Genomic DNA, 17,600 nt, shown 5'->3' on the forward strand with positions numbered 1-17,600 from the left:
TAGCCAGTGCATTGGTCAATCCTGCGTTGCTTCGATCTGAGCTAGAACGCACAACCTTGTGTCTATGCGCCCGTGGCCACGCCCAACCGCGTAGGCTTTTTTGTTTGACGAGATCGATTAAGAAGGAGACGGCCTCGGCCCTCTTGAAGCGATGGTCATCGACTGGCCCCGATCCGCCCCAACGATGCGTCAAGGAGGCTCCGCCAAAAAGACTGGGAGTCTTCGACGGCTTGAGGGAATATGTCTCGGACGACCAGGCAGCAGCCTGAAGCGGAACGCCCCCGCCGGGCGCAGTCGGTCCCGGCTTCCACTGACCGGCGCTATGCTAAGCCTCCTGCGGCTGCGCTACTTCCGGCAGTGCCGTGTCGAGAATTCCCGAAATCCCGGCCGAGCGGCCGTCGCTATGCTGATTTCTCCGATGTTCTACATTTTTTGTCCCGGATCTCGGCCTAACGCCGGTTGACCCGGGCCGGCTATGGCTTCGAGCGCAGTGGCGCCGCGGATATTCCACGGAAGCGAGTATTTCTCGATCAATCCGAGTTCAAGGCCCGCACTTCCGTTGACCGGCAGGCCATTCCATTCGAGATCCGGAGGCATGGCTATGGAGATCTCAATGGCCTCAGGGCCTGACAGCTCTGCCATGATGATGGCTTCGAGGCGCTGGTTGGTTCGCTGCGAGATCCCCGGGCGCCCATATGAATAGAGCCTGCCCGCGAGCCCTTTTGTTGCGACGCCGACATAGAGCGCGACGCCGGCTTTTACGAAGGCATAGACACCCTTGGACTTCGGCGCAGGCGTTTCGACAGCAAGGCTGTCCCCCGAGATGATCCAGCGTCCGACCCGTGTAAAGCCGCCGCTGATCAGGATGTCGGTCGTGAGCGCGGGTTTGCTTTGTGGGCGCGTTTCCGGTCGACCGATGGGGGACGGCTTGGTCGCCGCTTCCAACGTCCGACGGGGACCGGCATTGATGACATTGTAGGCATGCTGATAGCGGATCCCCAATCGAGCAGCGATGTCCGCCGCCTTCAGGCCATCCGCCGCTAATGAGCGTATCTGATCTGCTTTTGTCATGTCAGTTCCTGTTAAGGCCCATTTCCCGGCTCTGCAGCTTGTCCTTCCAGCGTCGTTCGAGCTCCCCGAGGTCCGCGATCGTCGCGGTCGAGCCGACCGTTTAAGGATCGATAGCTGGTAGTCGCTGGCGTCGCGACTCTTAAGCCCGACATTACCGCCGTGGCCCGTTGCAAAGTATTCGCGCCACCTGCCGATGAAGCCGTCGACACCCGACGCCATGCCGACATATTGCTCGCGCGTTCTCGGGCAGGTCAGAAGATAGATGCCGCTCGTCGCAGACAGAGGTGCCTGCCAGGTCGCGGGAAGGCTCTCGATATCGGAGAGATTGGCGATAAAGGCCGCAAAGCCGGGGAATGGAGGATCGCCTAGAGTTCGCCGCAGTTCGATTAGGCGCTTCGCCTTACCGTCACCGCGCTGGATCCAGGACCTATAGCTATCGCCCCAGTCGATCCAGAGCCGGCCGGCGTATTCGGAAAGCGAAGGCAGGCGATCAACTTCGTAAACGTTGCAGCTTCCGGCGGGCTCTATGCCGCCGGTGATCGGGTGCTGGCGATCGGCCGGCAATGGGCCGAGAAGCCGGGCTGCGTATAGCCCAACGAACAACGTTTCCCGCTCGGGAATGCCGACAAAAGAGGCCCAGTAGGTCGCGCGCAGTTTCGGCTCACTGGCGAAGGATTGGGTCGCCTGGTATGCCTCGAAGCGTTCGCGATGGTCACGCCATAAAGCATAGGGTGTCGGGAACCCGGCATGCCGGTTGTCCTGATGTCGAAGCAGCCGGACCGTGCTTCGTTCAATTCCCGCCAGGTCCAACATGTTTCCGAATGCCAGCATTGTTCGCCCTCACCTCCTCCATGACATGGCTTATCGTCGAGCGGTTTGCAAACACATGCGTGTGCATACACGCCTCTCCCTTTCGTCTGTGAAGGACATCCGCAAATGTCCCGAATGTCTGGCTTGTACGCGGCTGAGTGTCCAACTCCATTCGAATTCGGCTGTGGCTGGGCGGCACCATTCGGAAGCACGCCAAACCCGCTCTCTTGCGATGGCGTCCTGGCCCAGATCCGGATCTTCCACGATCAACCCGCAAGGGGTCCGCTAGCAAGCTGCGGCCACTCGGGCTGCACCCTCGCGGTGATCGCGCCCGTCCCAGGGCCTCTTGAGGAGCCATCGAGCGGGAATTGGCCCGCTCCCAAATGGAGCCTCTCACATGTCGCACGATCTTTCTCTCGCACAGTCCCACGCCTTCCAGCTCTCCCGCGACCTGATGGTCCCCGTCACCGTCTTCGAAGTCGACGGGGAGTATGGCGTCCTGCCCTCTGACGAGATCGACGCCGATGATGACCTTTCGGTCATCCATGAATTTCATCCGTGGCCGGCTCACTGAGCCGGCAATTGCCGTTCCGAGTGCCGCTGGCGACCTATCGGCGGCAAGGGAAGCTTCGCCGCGGGCGGTGCAACCTTGCACCTTGCTTCCCGCGCCCTTGCCCCCTCTGCTCTTCGCGGCGGCTGGAAGATGTCCCGCCGATCATGCGGGGAGTTAAATTGAGGAACGATCGCAGGCGATCGGAAAAATCATGAAAAGAGAAGAAATCGAGAAACTACGCGAGGCGGTGAGTTGTGCTGCCGTCCTCGAACAGGCTGGGTTCGCGGTCGATGTGAAGGAAAGCACGCGCCGGGCGGTGAAGTTTCGTCGCGGAGCGGAAATCATCATCGTCACCCACGAAGGTCGCGGCTGGTTTGATCCCTTGAGCGACGACAAAGGCGACGTTTTCGCTCTTACTTGCTTGCTTCAGCATTTAGGATTTTCAGAGGCTGTCGACCGTGTTGGCGATCTCATCGGCTTCACAGCTGCACCCGTCATCTGGAAGAAGCCGCCGTCCAAGGTCGAGCCTGCGGATATTCTGACACGATGGCAAGGTCGCGGTCTTCCAGCTACTGGATCCGGCGTCTGGAGGTATCTCTGCTGGTCGCGTGCGATCCCGATCTCCATCCTGCGCTCGGCCATCAATCAAGGGATCGTTCGAGAAGGTCCATTCGGCAGCATGTGGGCCGCCCATAGCGATGGCGCCGGATTGGTGGTTGGATGGGAAGAGCGCGGACCTGACTGGCGCGGCTTTTCGACGGGTGGCAGCAAAGTTCTGTTTCGCCTGGGTGCGCCTGACGCTCTCCGTCTCTGCGTGACGGAGGCTGCCATCGACGCGATGAGCCTCGCCACGATCGAAGATCTGCAGGACGGAAGTCTTTACCTCAGTACCGGTGGCGGATGGTCGCCCAGAACCGAAGCGGCGCTGGTCGACCTTCTCGCTTGCCCTGGCACTCACCTCGTCTGTGCCACCGATGCCAATAGCCAAGGCGATGCGTTCGCACGTCGTCTTCAGGCACTGGCCGCACAGGTCGATCGCCCTTCGGTCCGTCTCCGGCCGCCGGCGGAGGATTGGAATGAAGTCCTGCAGGAGAGAAGGAGAGAGAAATTGAAGAGCGAAGGAAGAGAGAGGCGTGCCGCATCGCCGCCGACCGCATCAAGGGAGGCTTCGCCCGGCTAAAGCCGGCCCTTGACGCGGCCGATCGGGATGCCGGCGGCCCGGAAGGTGTCATGAGGGACTAAAACAGAGGTGATGGAGTGGCCATCGCCAGGTCCCGAAACCTGAAGGAGCCAGAGATGAACACCCCTGCCCCCATCCGCAAGATTTTCGAGGGCGTCGCAACGCGCCCGCAAATGTTCCGGCTTTTCGATCGCCATAGTCAGCGCCCCGACCGGTGGCGGAGCGATGCTGCTCCGCTTTACAGCGGAGAATGGTTCGAACTTGATGAGGCACTCTACGATTACATGCTCAATATCCTGCCGCCATTGTGGATGTGCGGGCCGATCTTCGCGTTGCGCGAATTCCTAACGGGCTCGACCACCAGCATCTTCCTTGCGCTGCGGATCGACGGAAAGCCTCGGTACTTCCACGGCTATTGCGACCTGTCCGATCCCACTTCGGTCGAGACGATGCGGGCGACGATCTTCGAGCGCGAAACCCAGCCGGTTCACGCCATGTCCCGTGAAGAGCTACTAGAACATATCTGGAGCAGCACTACGAATGCCTATCGCGGCTATGCCGGCGATCGGTTTCCACCGGTGATGCAGGGGCAGCGCATGGTCATGCTGTGGAGCGGCACCAATGGCACGCTTCTGAAGCTGCTGGACGACCTTACCGATGATGAGACCGCCGCCAAACTGCCCGTTCATATGCGGCATCTGCCTGACATCGCGGCCTAGGCGTCATCAATCCCTTCAATCCATCAGGCGCTTCCAGCCCGCTATTGCGGCGGGCGAGCGATGGCGCGCATCCGAAAAGGAAAACTCCCGATGAGCAACGATCCTTTCACTCTCGACATGTTCGGTAGCTCTGCGCTCTCTTCAGGCCTTGCGCTAGGTGTCACCGCATTTGGCGGCTTCGACACAGTGGCGGCCAATGACGACGATCCCGATCCCACTCCGCCGGCGCCCGCCCCGGCTTTGCCAGTTGTGACTTCGGCGGCGTGCCCGAACAGTCAGCGCCAGAATTTCTATCTGGACGGCGACCGCGGTCTCGGTGCCTCATGGAAGGATCGTGCTCGCGTCAACGTGGCGGCAATCCTGGTCACGGAGGGCATAGTGAAGCAGGAGCGGCCGGCGACCGCCAAGGAGCAGGCACAGATGGTCCGCTTCACTGGCTTCGGTGCTGGCGAGCTTGCCAATGGCATGTTCCGCCGGCCGGGCGAGGTCGATTTTTGTGATGGCTGGGACGCGCTCGGTTCTTCGCTCGAAACCGCCGTGTCGGAGGCTGATTATGCCTCGCTTGCCCGCTGCACCCAATATGCCCATTTCACGCCGGAACTGATCGTCCGGGCGATCTGGGCTGGGATCCAGCGTCTCGGCTGGCGCGGGGGCCGGGTGCTTGAGCCCGGTATCGGGACAGGGCTCTTCCCTGCCCTCATCCCACCAGAGTACCGCGACACCGCCTATGTCACCGGGATCGAGCTCGATCCGGTCACGGCGCGCATCGTGCGCCTTCTTCAGCCGCGGTCTCGCATCATTGAAGGCGACTTCGCCCGCACGGATCTGGCGCCGATCTACGATCTCGCCATCGGCAATCCGCCCTTTTCCGATCGCACCGTCCGCTCCGACCGGGCCTACCGGTCGCTTGGCTTGCGGCTCCACGATTATTTCATTGCGCGCTCGATCGACTTGTTGAAGCCGGGCGCACTGGCCGCCTTCGTCACCTCGCATGGCACGTTGGACAAGGCCGCGACGACCGCACGCGAGCATATCGCCAAAACCGCCGACCTGATCGCGGCGATCCGCCTGCCAGAAGGCAGCTTTCGGCGCGACGCCGGCACCGATGTCGTCGTTGACATCCTCTTCTTCCGCAAGCGCAAGGCAGGAGAACCGGAAGGCGATCAGATCTGGCTTGATGTTGATGAGGTGCGGCCTGCTGTCGACGATGAGGGTGCGATCCGCGTGAACCGCTGGTTTGCACGCCATCCCGACTTCGTGCTCGGCACCCATGCCCTCACCTCTGGGCCGTTTGGCGAGACGTACACCTGCGTCGCCCGCGACGGAGCCGATCTCGACACCATCCTCGACGCCGCCATCGAACTTCTTCCGGCCGACGTCTATGACGGCGAGCCGACCCCGATTGATATCGATCTGGAAGATGAGCTCGCCGAGATCGTCGACCTCAGGCCGAAGGATAGCCCGGTCCGCGAAGGCAGCTTCTTCGTTGACCGGGCGAAGGGGCTGATGCAGATGCTCGACGGCACGGCGGTAGCGGTGACCGTCCGGAAGGGCCGCCCCGGTGACGGGATCTCTGAAAAGCATGTTCGGATCATCTCGAAACTGGTCCCGATCCGCGATGCCGTCCGTGAGATACTGAAGGCCCAGGAGACGGACCGGCCGTGGCGCGACCTGCAGGTGCGGCTCCGCCTCGCCTGGTCGGCATTCGTCCGCGACTTCGGTCCGATCAACCACACAACCGTCTCGATCCAGGAGGATCCAGAGACCGGCGAGGTGAAGGAGACCCATCGTCAGCCGAACTTGTTGCCCTTCCGCGATGATCCCGATTGCTGGCTGGTTGCATCGATCGAGGACTATGATCTGGAGACCGACACGGCGAAGCCGGGTCCGATCTTCGCCACCCGTGTGATCGCTCCGCCGATGTCGCCTGTCATCACCAATGCTGCTGATGCGCTGGCGGTCGTACTCAACGAGCGCGGCCATGTCGATGTCGATCATATCGCCGAACTCCTCCATCGCGAAATCTCCGCAGTCATCGATGACCTCCGTGACACGGTGTTTCAAGATCCGGCTGATGGTTCCTGGAAGACTGCCGATGCCTATCTCTCCGGATCGGTCCGCACCAAGCTGGCGGCCGCGCAGGCAGCAGCGGAACTTGATCCGGTCTACGAGCGCAATGTTCGTGCCCTTCAGGCGGTCCAACCGGCCGACCTGCGTCCGTCGGACATCACGGCACGCCTCGGCGCGCCTTGGATCCCGGCCGCGGATGTCGTCGCCTTCGTCAAGGAAAGGATGGAAAGCGATATCCGCATCCACCACATGCCGGAGCTTAGCTCCTGGACGGTGGAAGCGCGCCAGCTCGGCTATTCTGCAGCCGGCACATCCGAATGGGGCACGGGCCGCCGGCATGCCGGCGAGCTGCTCGCCGATGCGTTAAACAGCCGCGTCCCGCAGATCTTCGATGTGTTCAAGGATGTCGATGGCGAGCGCCGGGTGCTGAACGTCGTCGATACCGAGGCGGCGCGCGACAAGTTGCAGAAGATCAAGCAGGCGTTTCAAGACTGGGTTTGGACCGATCCGGACCGCACCGACCGGTTGGCCCGCGATTACAACGACCGCTTCAACAACATTGCGCCACGCAAATTCGACGGCTCCCATCTGAAACTTCCCGGCGCCTCTGGCGCCTTCGTTCTTTATGGGCACCAGAAACGCGGCATCTGGCGGATCATCGCCGATGGCTCGACCTATCTCGCCCACGCCGTCGGCGCCGGCAAGACCATGACGATGGCGGCCGCGATCATGGAGCAACGCCGGCTGGGGCTGATCGCCAAGGCGATGCTGGTTGTCCCCGGCCATTGCCTGGCGCAGGCGGCGCGCGAATTCCTGGCTCTTTACCCCAACGCGCGCATTCTCGTGGCCGACGAGACCAATTTCACCAAGGACAAGCGCGCTCGCTTCCTGTCGCGGGCAGCGACCGCCACTTGGGACGCGATCATCATCACCCATTCGGCGTTTCGCTTCATCGCCGTGCCGTCGGCCTTCGAGCAGGAGATGATCCAGGACGAGCTGCAGCTATACGAGGATCTGCTGACCAAGGTCGACAGCGAGGACCGCGTCTCGCGTAAGCGGCTTGAGCGGTTGAAAGAAGGAATGAAGGAGCGGCTCGAAGGTCTCGCTACCCGCAAGGACGATCTTCTTACGATCTCGGAGATCGGTGTGGATCAGATCGTCGTCGACGAGGCGCAGGAATTCCGCAAGCTCTCCTTCGCCACCAATATGTCGACGCTGAAGGGCATCGATCCGAACGGCTCGCAGCGCGCCTGGGATCTCTATGTGAAGTCCCGCTACATCGAGACGAAAAATCCCGGCCGGGCGCTGGTGCTGGCCTCCGGCACGCCGATCACCAACACGCTAGGCGAAATGTTCTCGATCCAGAGACTGCTTGGCCACGCGGCTCTTTTCGAGCGCGGGCTGCATGAATTCGATGCCTGGGCGTCCTGCTTCGGCGATACGACGACCGAACTGGAAATCCAACCATCCGGCAAATACAAGCCGGTCAGTCGCTTTGCGTCGTTCGTCAACGTCCCCGAGCTGATCGCGATGTTCCGCTCGTTTGCCGATGTGGTCATGCCGGATGACCTTCGGCAGTATGTGAGGGTGCCCGACATCTCGACCGGCCGGCGGCAGATCATGACCGCGAAGCCGACGGCGCTGTTCAAGACCTATCAGCAGACGCTCGGCAGCAGGATCAAGATGATCGAACAGCGCGAGGGTCCGGCCAAACCCGGTGACGACATTCTTCTATCCGTCATCACTGACGGCCGCCACGCCGCTATCGATCTGCGGTTCGTCATGCCGGCGGCTGGGAACGAGGACGATAACAAGCTGAATCTCCTGGTCCGCAATGCGCACCGGATCTGGAAGGAGACCGGTGATGCGGTCTACCGGCGCCCCGATGGCAAGGATTTCGAACTGCCGGGGGCCGCGCAGATGATCTTCTCCGATCTCGGCACTATGAATGTCGAGAAGACCCGGGGGTTTTCGGCCTACCGGTTCATCCGCGACGAGCTGATCCGGCTCGGCGTACCCGCGGCGGAGATCGCCTTCATGCAGGACTACAAGAAGACCGAGGCCAAGCAACGGCTGTTCGGCGATGTCCGCGCCGGCAAGGTGCGTTTCCTGATTGGATCCTCCGAGACCATGGGCACCGGCGTCAATGCCCAGCTCCGGCTGAAAGCGCTCCACCATCTCGATGTCCCGTGGCTGCCGTCGCAGATCGAACAGCGCGAAGGACGCATCGTTCGACAGGGAAACCAGCATGACGAGGTCGACATCTTCGCCTATGCCACCGAGGGAAGTCTCGACGCTTCCATGTGGCAGAACAACGAACGCAAGGCGCGGTTTATCGCCGCTGCCCTTTCAGGCGACACGTCGATCCGCAGGCTCGAAGATGTAGGCGAAGGCGCCGCCAACCAGTTCGCCATGGCCAAGGCCATCGCGTCCGGCGACGAGCGATTGATGCAGAAAGCCGGCCTGGAAGCCGACATTGCCCGGCTCGAACGGCTCCGCGCCGCCCACGAAGACGATCAGTATGCCGTCCGCGGGCAGATGCGCGATGCCGAACGCGAGATCGAGATCTCGACCCGCCGCATCGGTGAGGTCGGCCAGGACCTCGAGCGGCTCCAGCCCACGTCAGGCGACGCCTTTACGATGACGGTGCTGGGAGAGAGCCATACCGAGCGCAAGGAGGCCGGCCGCTCACTGATGAAAGAGATCCTCACGCTTCTGCAGCTCCAGCACGAGGGCGAGGTTCATCTGGCGACGATCGGCGGGTTCGATCTCGTCTATGAGGGCGAGCGGTTCGGCAGGGGCGATGGCTATCGCTACAAGACGCTCATCCAGCGCAGCGGCGCCGACTACGAGATCGAGCTTGCTATCACTGTCACCCCACTTGGAGCGATCTCCCGGCTCGAGCATGGGCTCGACGGGTTCGAGGAGGAACAACGGCGCTATCGCCAGCGCCTGGATGACGCCGAGCGACGCCTGACGTCCTATCGTTCCCGCACGGGCGGAACCTTCCAGTTCGCCGATGAGCTCTCCGAGAAGCGCCGTCTTCTCCTTGGGATCGAAGACGAACTGGCGGCCGCCGCCGTGGATGACGGTGCCCAGGAGGCCGCTTGAAACTGCGGCCGGAACCGGAGGTCTTCAGGTCTCGCCTGGTTCCGGTCGTGCTCGCCTGCGCGCGAGGCGGCCGCGTTGCTCGGCCTCCTGCAGGGCGAGTCTGCCGAGGTAGCGCTCCCGCATCTGCTTCATATCGATCTCGCCGCGAACCCATTCGTCGAGAAGCGCGATGAAGGCCGGATTTTCATCGATGGGCACGCCATGGCCTTTCGCCCTGTCGATGGCCCGCTGCGCGATGGATTTCCGGGTGTTGGGGTCCGTGCTCATCTTGCCTCGACTTGGGAGTTATCGGATGGGCGGCGACATCTATCAGGGGGTCGCTCACGCCGCGACTTGAAATCTGTGGCTATCAACAATATCTGAGCATCACTTCCCGTTTCGATGATGTCCTGCCGCCGGGCAACCGCCGCGGCTTTCGATATCGTCCGGGATCAGAGAAAAGGGCGCTCCCCGCACGGGTCGAGCGCCCTTTTCGCTTCGGCCGCTAAGTCGATGTGGATACGAGATACGGATTTCGTTTTCGCTTTTGGCGCCTTGACCGATGCGCGCGCGATGAGACCTGAAGAATAACACTGCGGGAACCCATGCCTTTTTATCTTGTAATCCAGACCTCTCTCATTGAAGCCGACGACGAGGAGGCCGCTGCTCGAATTGCGGTCGACCAGATCCGATCCGGCAACAAAGTCGCCGTCACTGTGAAGTCCGACGAAACGACCGTCTCGCACATCGTCGTTGCTGCGAAACCGGCTATCTCACTCGCAGATCCGGTTGCGGATCCTGAGGATGGCGGGCCGGTTCCGGCCACTCACCCTGCCCCAACGTCCGCGGTCGAGGCCGATCGAAAGGCGATGCTGAAGAGGATAGTGGCTGATGCGTTCTCGCTTCTGAAACGGCGCCCCTAAGTCTTTCAGACGGGCCGCGTCTATACGCAGATCTGGCGCTGCATGATGAACCGGAAATCGCTGCGATGTAAATTAGAAAAGGGGCGAAGTATAGGAAAGAAAATGGAACCGGTCGCAGATCGGTCCTCCTGCCGCCGCTTCCGCTCAACCGCCGCCTGTGCGATCCCGGCCGGTTGTCCTTCGCAGGGCAGATGCCCCGCTCGTCCTGCCCAGCAGGGATGCTCGGCCGCAGTTGCGGCAGTTCGGCCGACCCCGCGGTCCCGGAGGTGTCTTCGAGAAAAATGAAGACAGGAAGGGCTGGCAAGGCGCCGGCTCGTAACCCTCCCGAAAGGACAGTCCCATGCAGATCAAGACGATCGATCCCCGCGCTCTGAAGGAAAACCCCGACCGCATGCGTCAGACGAAATCGTCGCCACAGGCCGATGCGCTGATGCTGGCGACGATCAAAGCCGTCGGTATCGTCCAGCCGCCCATCGTTGCGCCCGAAGCGGATGGTGGCAATGGCTACATCATCGATGCCGGCCATCGCCGAGTGCGCCTCGCGATCGCTGCGGGCCTCGGGGAAATCGAGATCCTCGTGGTGGATGCTGCGAACGACAACGGCGCCATGCGCTCGATGGTCGAAAACAGCGTGCGCGAAGCGCTAAACCCGGTCGACCAATGGCGGGGTATCGAGCGGCTCGTCGCACTCGGCTGGACCGAGGAAGCGATCGCCGTCGCGCTGGCGCTCCCCGTTCGCCAGATCCGCAAGCTACGCCTGCTTGCAAACGTTCTGCCGGCGATGCTCGAGCAGATGGCGCTGGGCGATATGCCCTCCGAGCAGCAGTTGCGGATCATTGCTGCCGCCGGTGAGGTCGAACAGAAGGAAGTCTGGAAGGCGCACAAGCCGAAGAAGGGCGACACCGCTGCCTGGTGGTCGATCGCCAATGCCCTGACCAAGAAGCGCATGTATGCCAAGGATGCCAGCTTCGGCGATGATCTGCGCGAGGCCTATGGCATCGAATGGGTCGAAGATCTGTTCGCGCCGGCCGACCAGGACAGCCGCTACACCACCAACGTCGAAGGTTTTCTCGGCGCCCAGCACGAATGGATGACGTCCAATCTGCCGAAGCGCGGCGCGATCGTCGAGGTCAACAGCTGGGGTCAGCCGGAACTGCCGAAGAAGGCAAGCCAGGTCTACGGCAAGCCCTCGAAATCCGACGACACAGGCCTTTATCTCAATCGCGACGGCAAGGTTCAGACCGTCTACTACCGCATGCCCGAGGCGGCGAAGCCGAAGGGCGACAGTGCAAATGGTGCCGAGAGCGCCATCAATGACGATACCGGCTCAACACCGAAGGCACGCCCGGATGTTACCCAGAAGGGTCAGGATATGATTGGCGATTTCCGCACCGACGCCCTGCACGATGCCCTCGGCCGCGCTCTGATCGAAGACGATATGCTGATGGCGCTGCTCGTGCTTGCCTTCGCGGGACAGAACGTTCGCGTCGACTCCGGCGCGGGCGGCAACCTTTACGGCGGTGCGCGCTTCGGCCGCCATGCCGCTCGCCTCTTCACCGAGGATGGCAAGCTGTCTTTCGACATGGATACAGTTCGCGGCGCTGCACGTGCAGCCCTGATCGACGTGCTCTCATGCCGTCGCGGCATGTCGAACAGCGGCGTCGTGTCCCGTGTCGCCGGCCAGGCGATCGGTGCGGACAGCTACCTGCCGAACATGGGCATGGAGGATTTCCTCGCATCCCTATCGCGTCGGGCCCTTGAAACCGTCGCCAAGGATGCCGGTGTCGAGCCGCGTGCGCGTGTCCGCGAGACCCGCTCAGCTCTCGTCACCCACTTCGAAGGCGATACGAACCTCGTCCATCCGTCTGCTCTGTTCGCGCCGGAGCCGACGGAGGTTCTCGCCCTCCTCAAGCATCTTGATCACGAAGCGACCCCGCAGGATGAGGGCGAGACCGACGATGGCACTGACGGCGGTATCGTCGCTAATGACGGGCATGGAGAGGTTGATGTCTCCGACATGGTCGAAGCGGATGAGGGTCCGGGCACGCTCGACGACCACGAAACGGCCTACGGGATCGCGGCCGAGTAATCCCACCAGTCCTTTCCAAATCTTCCGCTCCGCCGCCGGTCATCCCGGCGGCGGTTTGCTTTTCAGGACCTTCAAACAAAGGAGCCCGACCATGAACGGAGCATCATTTACCTCCGCCACAGACCCAGTATCCATCTCCTCAGCCGCCGATGGCGTCGAGTTCGGGACAAGCGCCGACGGATTTCCTGTTGCACGCATCGGCGAAATCCTCCTCGGCCTGATCTCCAACGGAAGCGGCGACTTCTTTCTGGCCAGTGCTTGGCGCATCACCAAGCCGTTAGCCGAAGTGCGGCGTCACCATTTTTATCGCCACGATGGGCGCGTGAAGGACGAAGCGGCGTTCCGTCTCCGCGCAATCGAGACCGCGGAGCACATGCGGGAACTTTCAGCCTTCTCCCGCATCCAGACACGCATGTCGGCAAGCACGCCATGGGGCGGCTCGCAGCTGGCGACGATCTATGCCGAGGGAATTGTCAGCCACTCGACCTCAGGACATGGCGGCTTTCATCTTTCTCCCGATCGAAATCTTCAGGTCGATGCCTCGGTTCGCAGCGCGGGCGGTTGGTACGAGGAAGATAGCGAATGGGCGATCGTCGCCTTGACGTTCCCGGATCTCTTCACCGGCTACGAGCGCCAGTGCGCCAATGAGGCCGCGCGCAACACCTTCCCGGATTATTGGGAGAAGCTTCGCGGCCGTCAGCTCAGCGCCGGGGAATCCTGGTTGAAGGATAGCGCTGAGTTTGATCGCGTGCATGCTGACGACTGGATCGTCATCTCTGCAATCATCTCCTCTCACCACTCCGGCATGACTGAGGTGTTCGCCAAGAGAGGCGGCAATCGCGAACCCCAGCGAGAGGAGCGTCGCTTTCTCGTTCCTCATGAAGAATATGGTAGGCGCGGTCGCTTTGGCTTTGTCATCGATCTCGCGCGTCATGCCGCCTATGATGGTCCGTCGAGCTTCGTCGGTTGGAGCGCGAGGGCGGCATGATGGCACCGGTAATGTCACCCGAAACCCAGCTCTCTCGCATGGAGGACGCCCGCCGTCAGACCCAGAGGCAGTTGGAACTCATTGACAGGCAGATCACCCGCCGGATGACGGCAATCCTGCCGAAGCTTGCGAGGCGCCAGACTGGCTACCATCGCGGAAAGGCGCCCGATGGCCGCACCCTGCTCGAGCGCTATCGCGCCAACCTAGCCGGCCTCACAGCAGAGCGTCAGCCAGAGGCCGAAGCCCTATCAAGAAAGCTGGCTCGACAGGACGCTGCGATCGCAGCGCTACGCGACCGTTTATCTTCTGCCGGCCCACACTCGAGTCCGGAGGGCTGATGACATGGCAACAATAGGTGACCTCGAGCGGAACGCCGGGATCGGATCTTCCAATGCTGAGCGAACTGCGTTCTGGCTGCGGTTTCATCATCTCGAAGGGAAAGCATGCCTTGACGCGGGCGTGGCCGAGCTCAAGCGCATGATCGCAGAGCGCAACGGGACCGAATTGCGTGCTGCCAAACACAGGCGCCAGCAATGGCCAGCCCCGAGCGACGATCAGGAAGCTGCACTACAAGCGTATGCCGCCAGGCATGGACGACGCTGGAAGAGCATCTTCAGCGATGTCTGGATGGGGGGTGGACCGCCTTATGACGATGGCGGGATCTTGCGCGGTCTCCGTAACACCCATGGTCCCACATGGCTTCAATCCTACCGGTTGCCGAAGGCAGTATTGCGGAGCCAGTCCGACGGGAACGCAGCGGTCTCGCATGTGGGCATCGGCAAAAGCGAGGAGTAGAACGGGCTGGAGCCATATCCTTGTCGTGTCCGGTGATGGCACCGTGACGGTTTGTCCTTCGGTTTTGCTGCGGTCTGAGCCAGCGGCCGTCCACTTCAAGGCCGCTATCGCGCCGCGGGGCGGCCGGAACCCGCCGTCCTGCGCGGAGCAGTTCCGCTCGGCCTCGCAGGGCGGTTGCCCTGCCGGCTCGCAGATCGGCTCCGCTTGGCCTGGCACGCCCGGATCTTGAAGCGCCCGTCTTCCGCCGGTTCGGGTCGACCGCACCGAAGGGCAAGCCGGCACGGGGCCGGAACCACTTCGGCTCGAAAGGAAGAGACATGGCCAAGCCCGTAACCACTCGCCAGACCGCCCGGGTCGTCCAGCTCCGCAAGGGCGCCACCGTCGAAATGGTCCGCCTCACCTGCCCAGACAGCGCCCAGGCGATCAAGATCGCCGAAAGCTTCGGGACCGCCGTCATCGACAGCGAGGGGATCCGCGACCTCCACGAACGGCTCATCACCGAGACCGCGGATGCTCTCAGCGAAGGCCTCGGTGACCGGGCCATGCAGATCCACCTGCAGCGCATCGTCGGCGCCTATGTCGGCTCCGCCCACGGCGCCGGCCAATTCTACAGCAATGCCGTCACCCAGGCACGCGATGCCACGGCCAAGGCGGCAAACGATGCCCGCGACGAAGACCTCGACGGTCCCGTCGGCTACGATAGCGCCGCCCACCGCAAGCGGGAATTCGCCGCCGACATGGGCATCCAGGCTCACGCGTTACGGATGGCAGCCGAAGGTGCCGTCGCCGCCTACAAGCATATCGTCGGTGAGAGCTGGAAGCCGTTCGATCGCCCAGTCGAAAACCCCGGACATTCTGTGGATCGCAAGGCGGCCGCGGCCCAGATGTCCGCTTTCGACTGACACCATGCGGCGGGGCCCGCCCCCCCTTATCGTTAGAGGCCGTCTCTTTGGGGCGGCCTTTTTTCATGCCGGCTCTCGATGGAGGGAAAGCGGAAATAGGAATTTGATCGAGCCGTTGCGGCCCGTCTCGTGCGTCGGACCTGCAGGAGCCGCCCACGTCAGGCAACGGCTTCGCCGTCCTCCACTTCGTTTCGGCCGTTCCGGTGCAAGCCGTCGGCTCATGGCTCCTGACCTTGGCCTGCGCGACGGGGCCGCGATTGGCGCGGCTCCGAATAGTGGAGATGAGAAATGAGCAAGAAGGTCGAAAGCCAGCGCACCGACATCTATTCCCGCATTACCGATCGGATCCTCGAGGACCTCGCAAGCGGGGTCCGCCCCTGGATGAAGCCCTGGAATGCGGCGAATACGGATGGCCGGATCACCCGCCCGCTCCGCCACAACGGCCAGCCCTATTCGGGCATGAACGTTCTCCTGCTCTGGTCAGAGCAGATGTCGCGTGGCTTTGCTTCGTCGATGTGGATGACGTTCAAGCAGGCGTTGGAACTCGAGGCCGCCGTTCGAAAGGGCGAGACCGGATCGACGATCGTGTTCGCGAGCCGGTTCACCAAATCCGAAGCGGACGGAAAAGGTGGTGAGGTCGATCGGGAAATTCCCTTCCTGAAGGCCTATTCCGTGTTCAACGTCGAACAGATCGATGGTCTGCCCGACCACTATTATTACCGGCCGGCGCCAGCCCAGGACCATGTTGAGCGTATCGAGCAGGCGGACCGGTTCTTCCGGAATACCGGCGCGGTGATCCGCCATGGTGGCAATCAGGCATTCTATGCGCCAGGTCCTGATCTCATCCAGATGCCGCCCTTCGAGACGTTTAAGGATGCGGCGAGCTTTTATGCTACGCTCAGCCACGAAGCGACGCACTGGACTGCCGCCGAGAACCGCGTCGGCCGAGACCTGTCACGTTATGCCAAAGACAGGAGCGAACGTGCCCGCGAAGAGCTGATTGCCGAGCTTGGCAGTTGTTTCCTTTGCGCGGACCTCGGGATAGCCCCTGAACTCGAGCCGCGGCCTGATCACGCGTCGTACCTTCAGTCCTGGTTGAAGGTGCTGGCCGACGACAAGCGGGCGATCTTCCAGGCGGCTGCCCATGCGCAGCGCGCAACGGTCTTCCTTCACGGGCTACAGCCGGAGGCGGCCAACTTTCGGGACGCTGCTTGAGTGCTTGAACGCTTCAGGTAGGCTTACGGTCGGTCGCCGCTCTCGGTGGTGGCCGGCTCTGTCAACGGGTCAGCGGGAGCCAGATCTTCCGTAGTGCTCAAGTCTAACCTTCCCCAGATCGACGGCTTAGGAGCGGAAGGCTTCAGCTTCCGGGACTGCTTGATTTCGACGATAAACGGTTTCGTCTGCTTTGCCATAAATCCTCCAGGCGATGATTCGCGGGGCAACTCTATCGCGGCAAGTTCGTCTCGCAAGCGGACCTTGATCGGACGTCATGCGAAGAATGTGCATATCGTTGTGGTAGCTATGTCAGATTGCTGACCAGCTGTGGCAGTTCACCTCGATTCCCCGGTGCGGGCCCGCCATTGCCATATCCCTTTCCCTTGACGACAGGGCTCCATTCGCGGGCTCGATGAGGCATGTCTGGCCGGAGAGCGGCTACGCCTCGCTCGTATTCCCGCAACGGCGCTCCGAAACTTTCATCCCCTGCCGGAACCCACCCCACGCGACAGGTCGAGTGGGGACCCCAGGTCGCCGTCATTCCTCGCGAAACAAGAAAGTGTCTCCGCGCCGCCCTCCACGTTGTTCCGGCCCTACGGATGCGGTCCGATCGTCCCCGGCCTTTGCGACTGCCATCGAGGCCGCAATAGAGCGGCCCGAAACAGCGAAAAGGAATACGACAATGGCTACTATCGGCACCTTCACCTCTACCGAAAACGGCTTCACCGGCTCGATCCGCACCCTCGCGCTCAACGTCAAGGCCCGCATCGCCCGCATCGAAAATCCCTCCGACAAGGGCCCGCAGTTCCGCATCTTCGCGGGAGCCGTTGAACTCGGCGCCGCCTGGCAGAAGCGCTCGGAACAGACCGACCGCGACTACCTCTCGGTTAAGCTCGATGACCCGAGCTTCCCCGCCCCCATCTACGCAACGCTCTCCGAGGTCGAAGGCGAAGATGGCTACCAGCTGATCTGGTCCCGGCCGAACCGGGACTGAGAACTCCGGCCCCGCCCGAAAGGGCGGGGTCTTTCCCTCGGCAAATATCTAAAGCCGGATCAGGCTTCGAGCCTGGTCCGGCTTTTTTGGTGGCACACGGGAGGGAGGGATAGCTGCTCAGAAACCGGGAGTGTGCCGCTCGCGCATGCCGGCCTCAAGGATGAGCGGTTCCCCCAATTTTCTGCAGCCGCCTGTGGCGCC

Annotated in this window: 14 protein-coding genes; 12 read left to right on the forward strand and 2 right to left on the reverse strand. The window is 62.2% G+C overall.

All coding sequences use genetic code 11. From position 1 onward, the window contains the following. Positions 1 to 423: 423 nt before the first annotated feature. Entirely contained in the window at positions 424 to 1,902 is a 1,479-nt protein-coding gene (locus tag RL_RS40745) for a hypothetical protein (protein ID WP_011654723.1), read from the reverse strand. Positions 1,903 to 2,278: 376 nt separating this feature from the next. Here RL_RS40745 and RL_RS40255 point away from each other — a divergent pair, with 376 nt between their 5' ends. The 4 genes from RL_RS40255 (at position 2,279) to RL_RS25675 (ending at position 9,514) form a co-directional block, all read left to right on the forward strand. Further along, positions 2,279 to 2,455 (forward strand): hypothetical protein, encoded by a 177-nt coding sequence (locus tag RL_RS40255; RefSeq protein ID WP_011654724.1) that lies wholly within the window; start codon positions 2,279 to 2,281, stop codon positions 2,453 to 2,455. Positions 2,456 to 2,645: 190 nt separating this feature from the next. Then, a complete protein-coding gene (locus RL_RS25665) occupies positions 2,646 to 3,614 on the forward strand; it encodes a DUF3991 and toprim domain-containing protein (protein WP_011654725.1) in 969 nt (322 codons plus the stop codon). A 116-nt stretch (positions 3,615 to 3,730) separates the two neighbouring features. Continuing rightward, positions 3,731 to 4,333, forward strand: a complete 603-nt coding sequence (locus RL_RS25670) for a DUF1419 domain-containing protein (protein WP_011654726.1) — start codon at positions 3,731 to 3,733, stop codon at positions 4,331 to 4,333. 90 nt (positions 4,334 to 4,423) lie between these two features. Continuing rightward, positions 4,424 to 9,514, forward strand: coding sequence for a DEAD/DEAH box helicase family protein (locus RL_RS25675; protein WP_011654727.1), 5,091 nt, complete (start codon positions 4,424 to 4,426; stop codon positions 9,512 to 9,514). A 24-nt stretch (positions 9,515 to 9,538) separates the two neighbouring features. On the opposite strand, the gene RL_RS25680 is transcribed toward RL_RS25675, so the two are convergent. Then, the gene (locus RL_RS25680) at positions 9,539 to 9,781 is read right to left on the reverse strand and encodes a hypothetical protein (RefSeq protein WP_041936703.1); all 243 of its coding nucleotides are present in this window, start codon (positions 9,779 to 9,781) and stop codon (positions 9,539 to 9,541) included. 317 nt (positions 9,782 to 10,098) lie between these two features. On the opposite strand from RL_RS25680, the gene RL_RS25685 reads away from it, so the two are divergent. The 8 genes from RL_RS25685 to RL_RS25720 all read left to right on the forward strand — a co-directional run bounded on the left by RL_RS25685 (position 10,099) and on the right by RL_RS25720 (position 17,399). Next, positions 10,099 to 10,416, forward strand: coding sequence for a hypothetical protein (locus tag RL_RS25685; protein ID WP_011654728.1), 318 nt, complete (start codon positions 10,099 to 10,101; stop codon positions 10,414 to 10,416). A 340-nt stretch (positions 10,417 to 10,756) separates the two neighbouring features. Further along, entirely contained in the window at positions 10,757 to 12,505 is a 1,749-nt protein-coding gene (locus RL_RS25690; protein ID WP_041936704.1) for a ParB N-terminal domain-containing protein, read from the forward strand. A 91-nt stretch (positions 12,506 to 12,596) separates the two neighbouring features. Continuing rightward, complete coding sequence (locus RL_RS25695) at positions 12,597 to 13,493, forward strand: DUF7007 domain-containing protein (protein ID WP_011654729.1); 897 nt, start codon at positions 12,597 to 12,599, stop codon at positions 13,491 to 13,493. Further along, complete coding sequence (locus RL_RS25700; RefSeq protein WP_032981051.1) at positions 13,490 to 13,831, forward strand: hypothetical protein; 342 nt, start codon at positions 13,490 to 13,492, stop codon at positions 13,829 to 13,831. Before RL_RS25695 ends, RL_RS25700 begins: the two co-directional genes overlap by 4 nt. Positions 13,832 to 13,835: 4 nt before the next feature. Further along, a complete protein-coding gene (locus RL_RS36985; protein WP_011654731.1) occupies positions 13,836 to 14,288 on the forward strand; it encodes a hypothetical protein in 453 nt (150 codons plus the stop codon). 317 nt (positions 14,289 to 14,605) lie between these two features. Next, positions 14,606 to 15,190 (forward strand): hypothetical protein, encoded by a 585-nt coding sequence (locus tag RL_RS25710; RefSeq protein ID WP_011654732.1) that lies wholly within the window; start codon positions 14,606 to 14,608, stop codon positions 15,188 to 15,190. 288 nt (positions 15,191 to 15,478) lie between these two features. Then, positions 15,479 to 16,405 carry an ArdC family protein gene (locus RL_RS25715; RefSeq protein ID WP_011654733.1) on the forward strand — a complete coding sequence of 309 codons (927 nt, stop codon included), beginning with the start codon at positions 15,479 to 15,481 and terminating at the stop codon, positions 16,403 to 16,405. Positions 16,406 to 17,087: 682 nt separating this feature from the next. Further along, the gene (locus RL_RS25720) at positions 17,088 to 17,399 is read left to right on the forward strand and encodes a DUF736 domain-containing protein (RefSeq protein WP_011654735.1); all 312 of its coding nucleotides are present in this window, start codon (positions 17,088 to 17,090) and stop codon (positions 17,397 to 17,399) included. Positions 17,400 to 17,600: the final 201 nt, after the last annotated feature.

Source organism: Rhizobium johnstonii 3841 (genome assembly GCF_000009265.1).
Classification (GTDB): domain Bacteria; phylum Pseudomonadota; class Alphaproteobacteria; order Rhizobiales; family Rhizobiaceae; genus Rhizobium; species Rhizobium acaciae.

Bases quoted from the DNA above. Each gene is read 5' to 3' on its own strand.
- RL_RS40745 (WP_011654723.1), bottom strand. From the start codon at position 1,902: ATGCTGGCATTCGGAAACATGTTGGACCTGGCGGGAATTGAACGAAGC.
- RL_RS40255 (WP_011654724.1), top strand. From the start codon at position 2,279: ATGTCGCACGATCTTTCTCTCGCACAGTCCCACGCCTTCCAGCTCTCC.
- RL_RS25665 (WP_011654725.1), top strand. From the start codon at position 2,646: ATGAAAAGAGAAGAAATCGAGAAACTACGCGAGGCGGTGAGTTGTGCT.
- RL_RS25670 (WP_011654726.1), top strand. From the start codon at position 3,731: ATGAACACCCCTGCCCCCATCCGCAAGATTTTCGAGGGCGTCGCAACG.
- RL_RS25675 (WP_011654727.1), top strand. From the start codon at position 4,424: ATGAGCAACGATCCTTTCACTCTCGACATGTTCGGTAGCTCTGCGCTC.
- RL_RS25680 (WP_041936703.1), bottom strand. From the start codon at position 9,781: ATGAGCACGGACCCCAACACCCGGAAATCCATCGCGCAGCGGGCCATC.
- RL_RS25685 (WP_011654728.1), top strand. From the start codon at position 10,099: ATGCCTTTTTATCTTGTAATCCAGACCTCTCTCATTGAAGCCGACGAC.
- RL_RS25690 (WP_041936704.1), top strand. From the start codon at position 10,757: ATGCAGATCAAGACGATCGATCCCCGCGCTCTGAAGGAAAACCCCGAC.
- RL_RS25695 (WP_011654729.1), top strand. From the start codon at position 12,597: ATGAACGGAGCATCATTTACCTCCGCCACAGACCCAGTATCCATCTCC.
- RL_RS25700 (WP_032981051.1), top strand. From the start codon at position 13,490: ATGATGGCACCGGTAATGTCACCCGAAACCCAGCTCTCTCGCATGGAG.
- RL_RS36985 (WP_011654731.1), top strand. From the start codon at position 13,836: ATGGCAACAATAGGTGACCTCGAGCGGAACGCCGGGATCGGATCTTCC.
- RL_RS25710 (WP_011654732.1), top strand. From the start codon at position 14,606: ATGGCCAAGCCCGTAACCACTCGCCAGACCGCCCGGGTCGTCCAGCTC.
- RL_RS25715 (WP_011654733.1), top strand. From the start codon at position 15,479: ATGAGCAAGAAGGTCGAAAGCCAGCGCACCGACATCTATTCCCGCATT.
- RL_RS25720 (WP_011654735.1), top strand. From the start codon at position 17,088: ATGGCTACTATCGGCACCTTCACCTCTACCGAAAACGGCTTCACCGGC.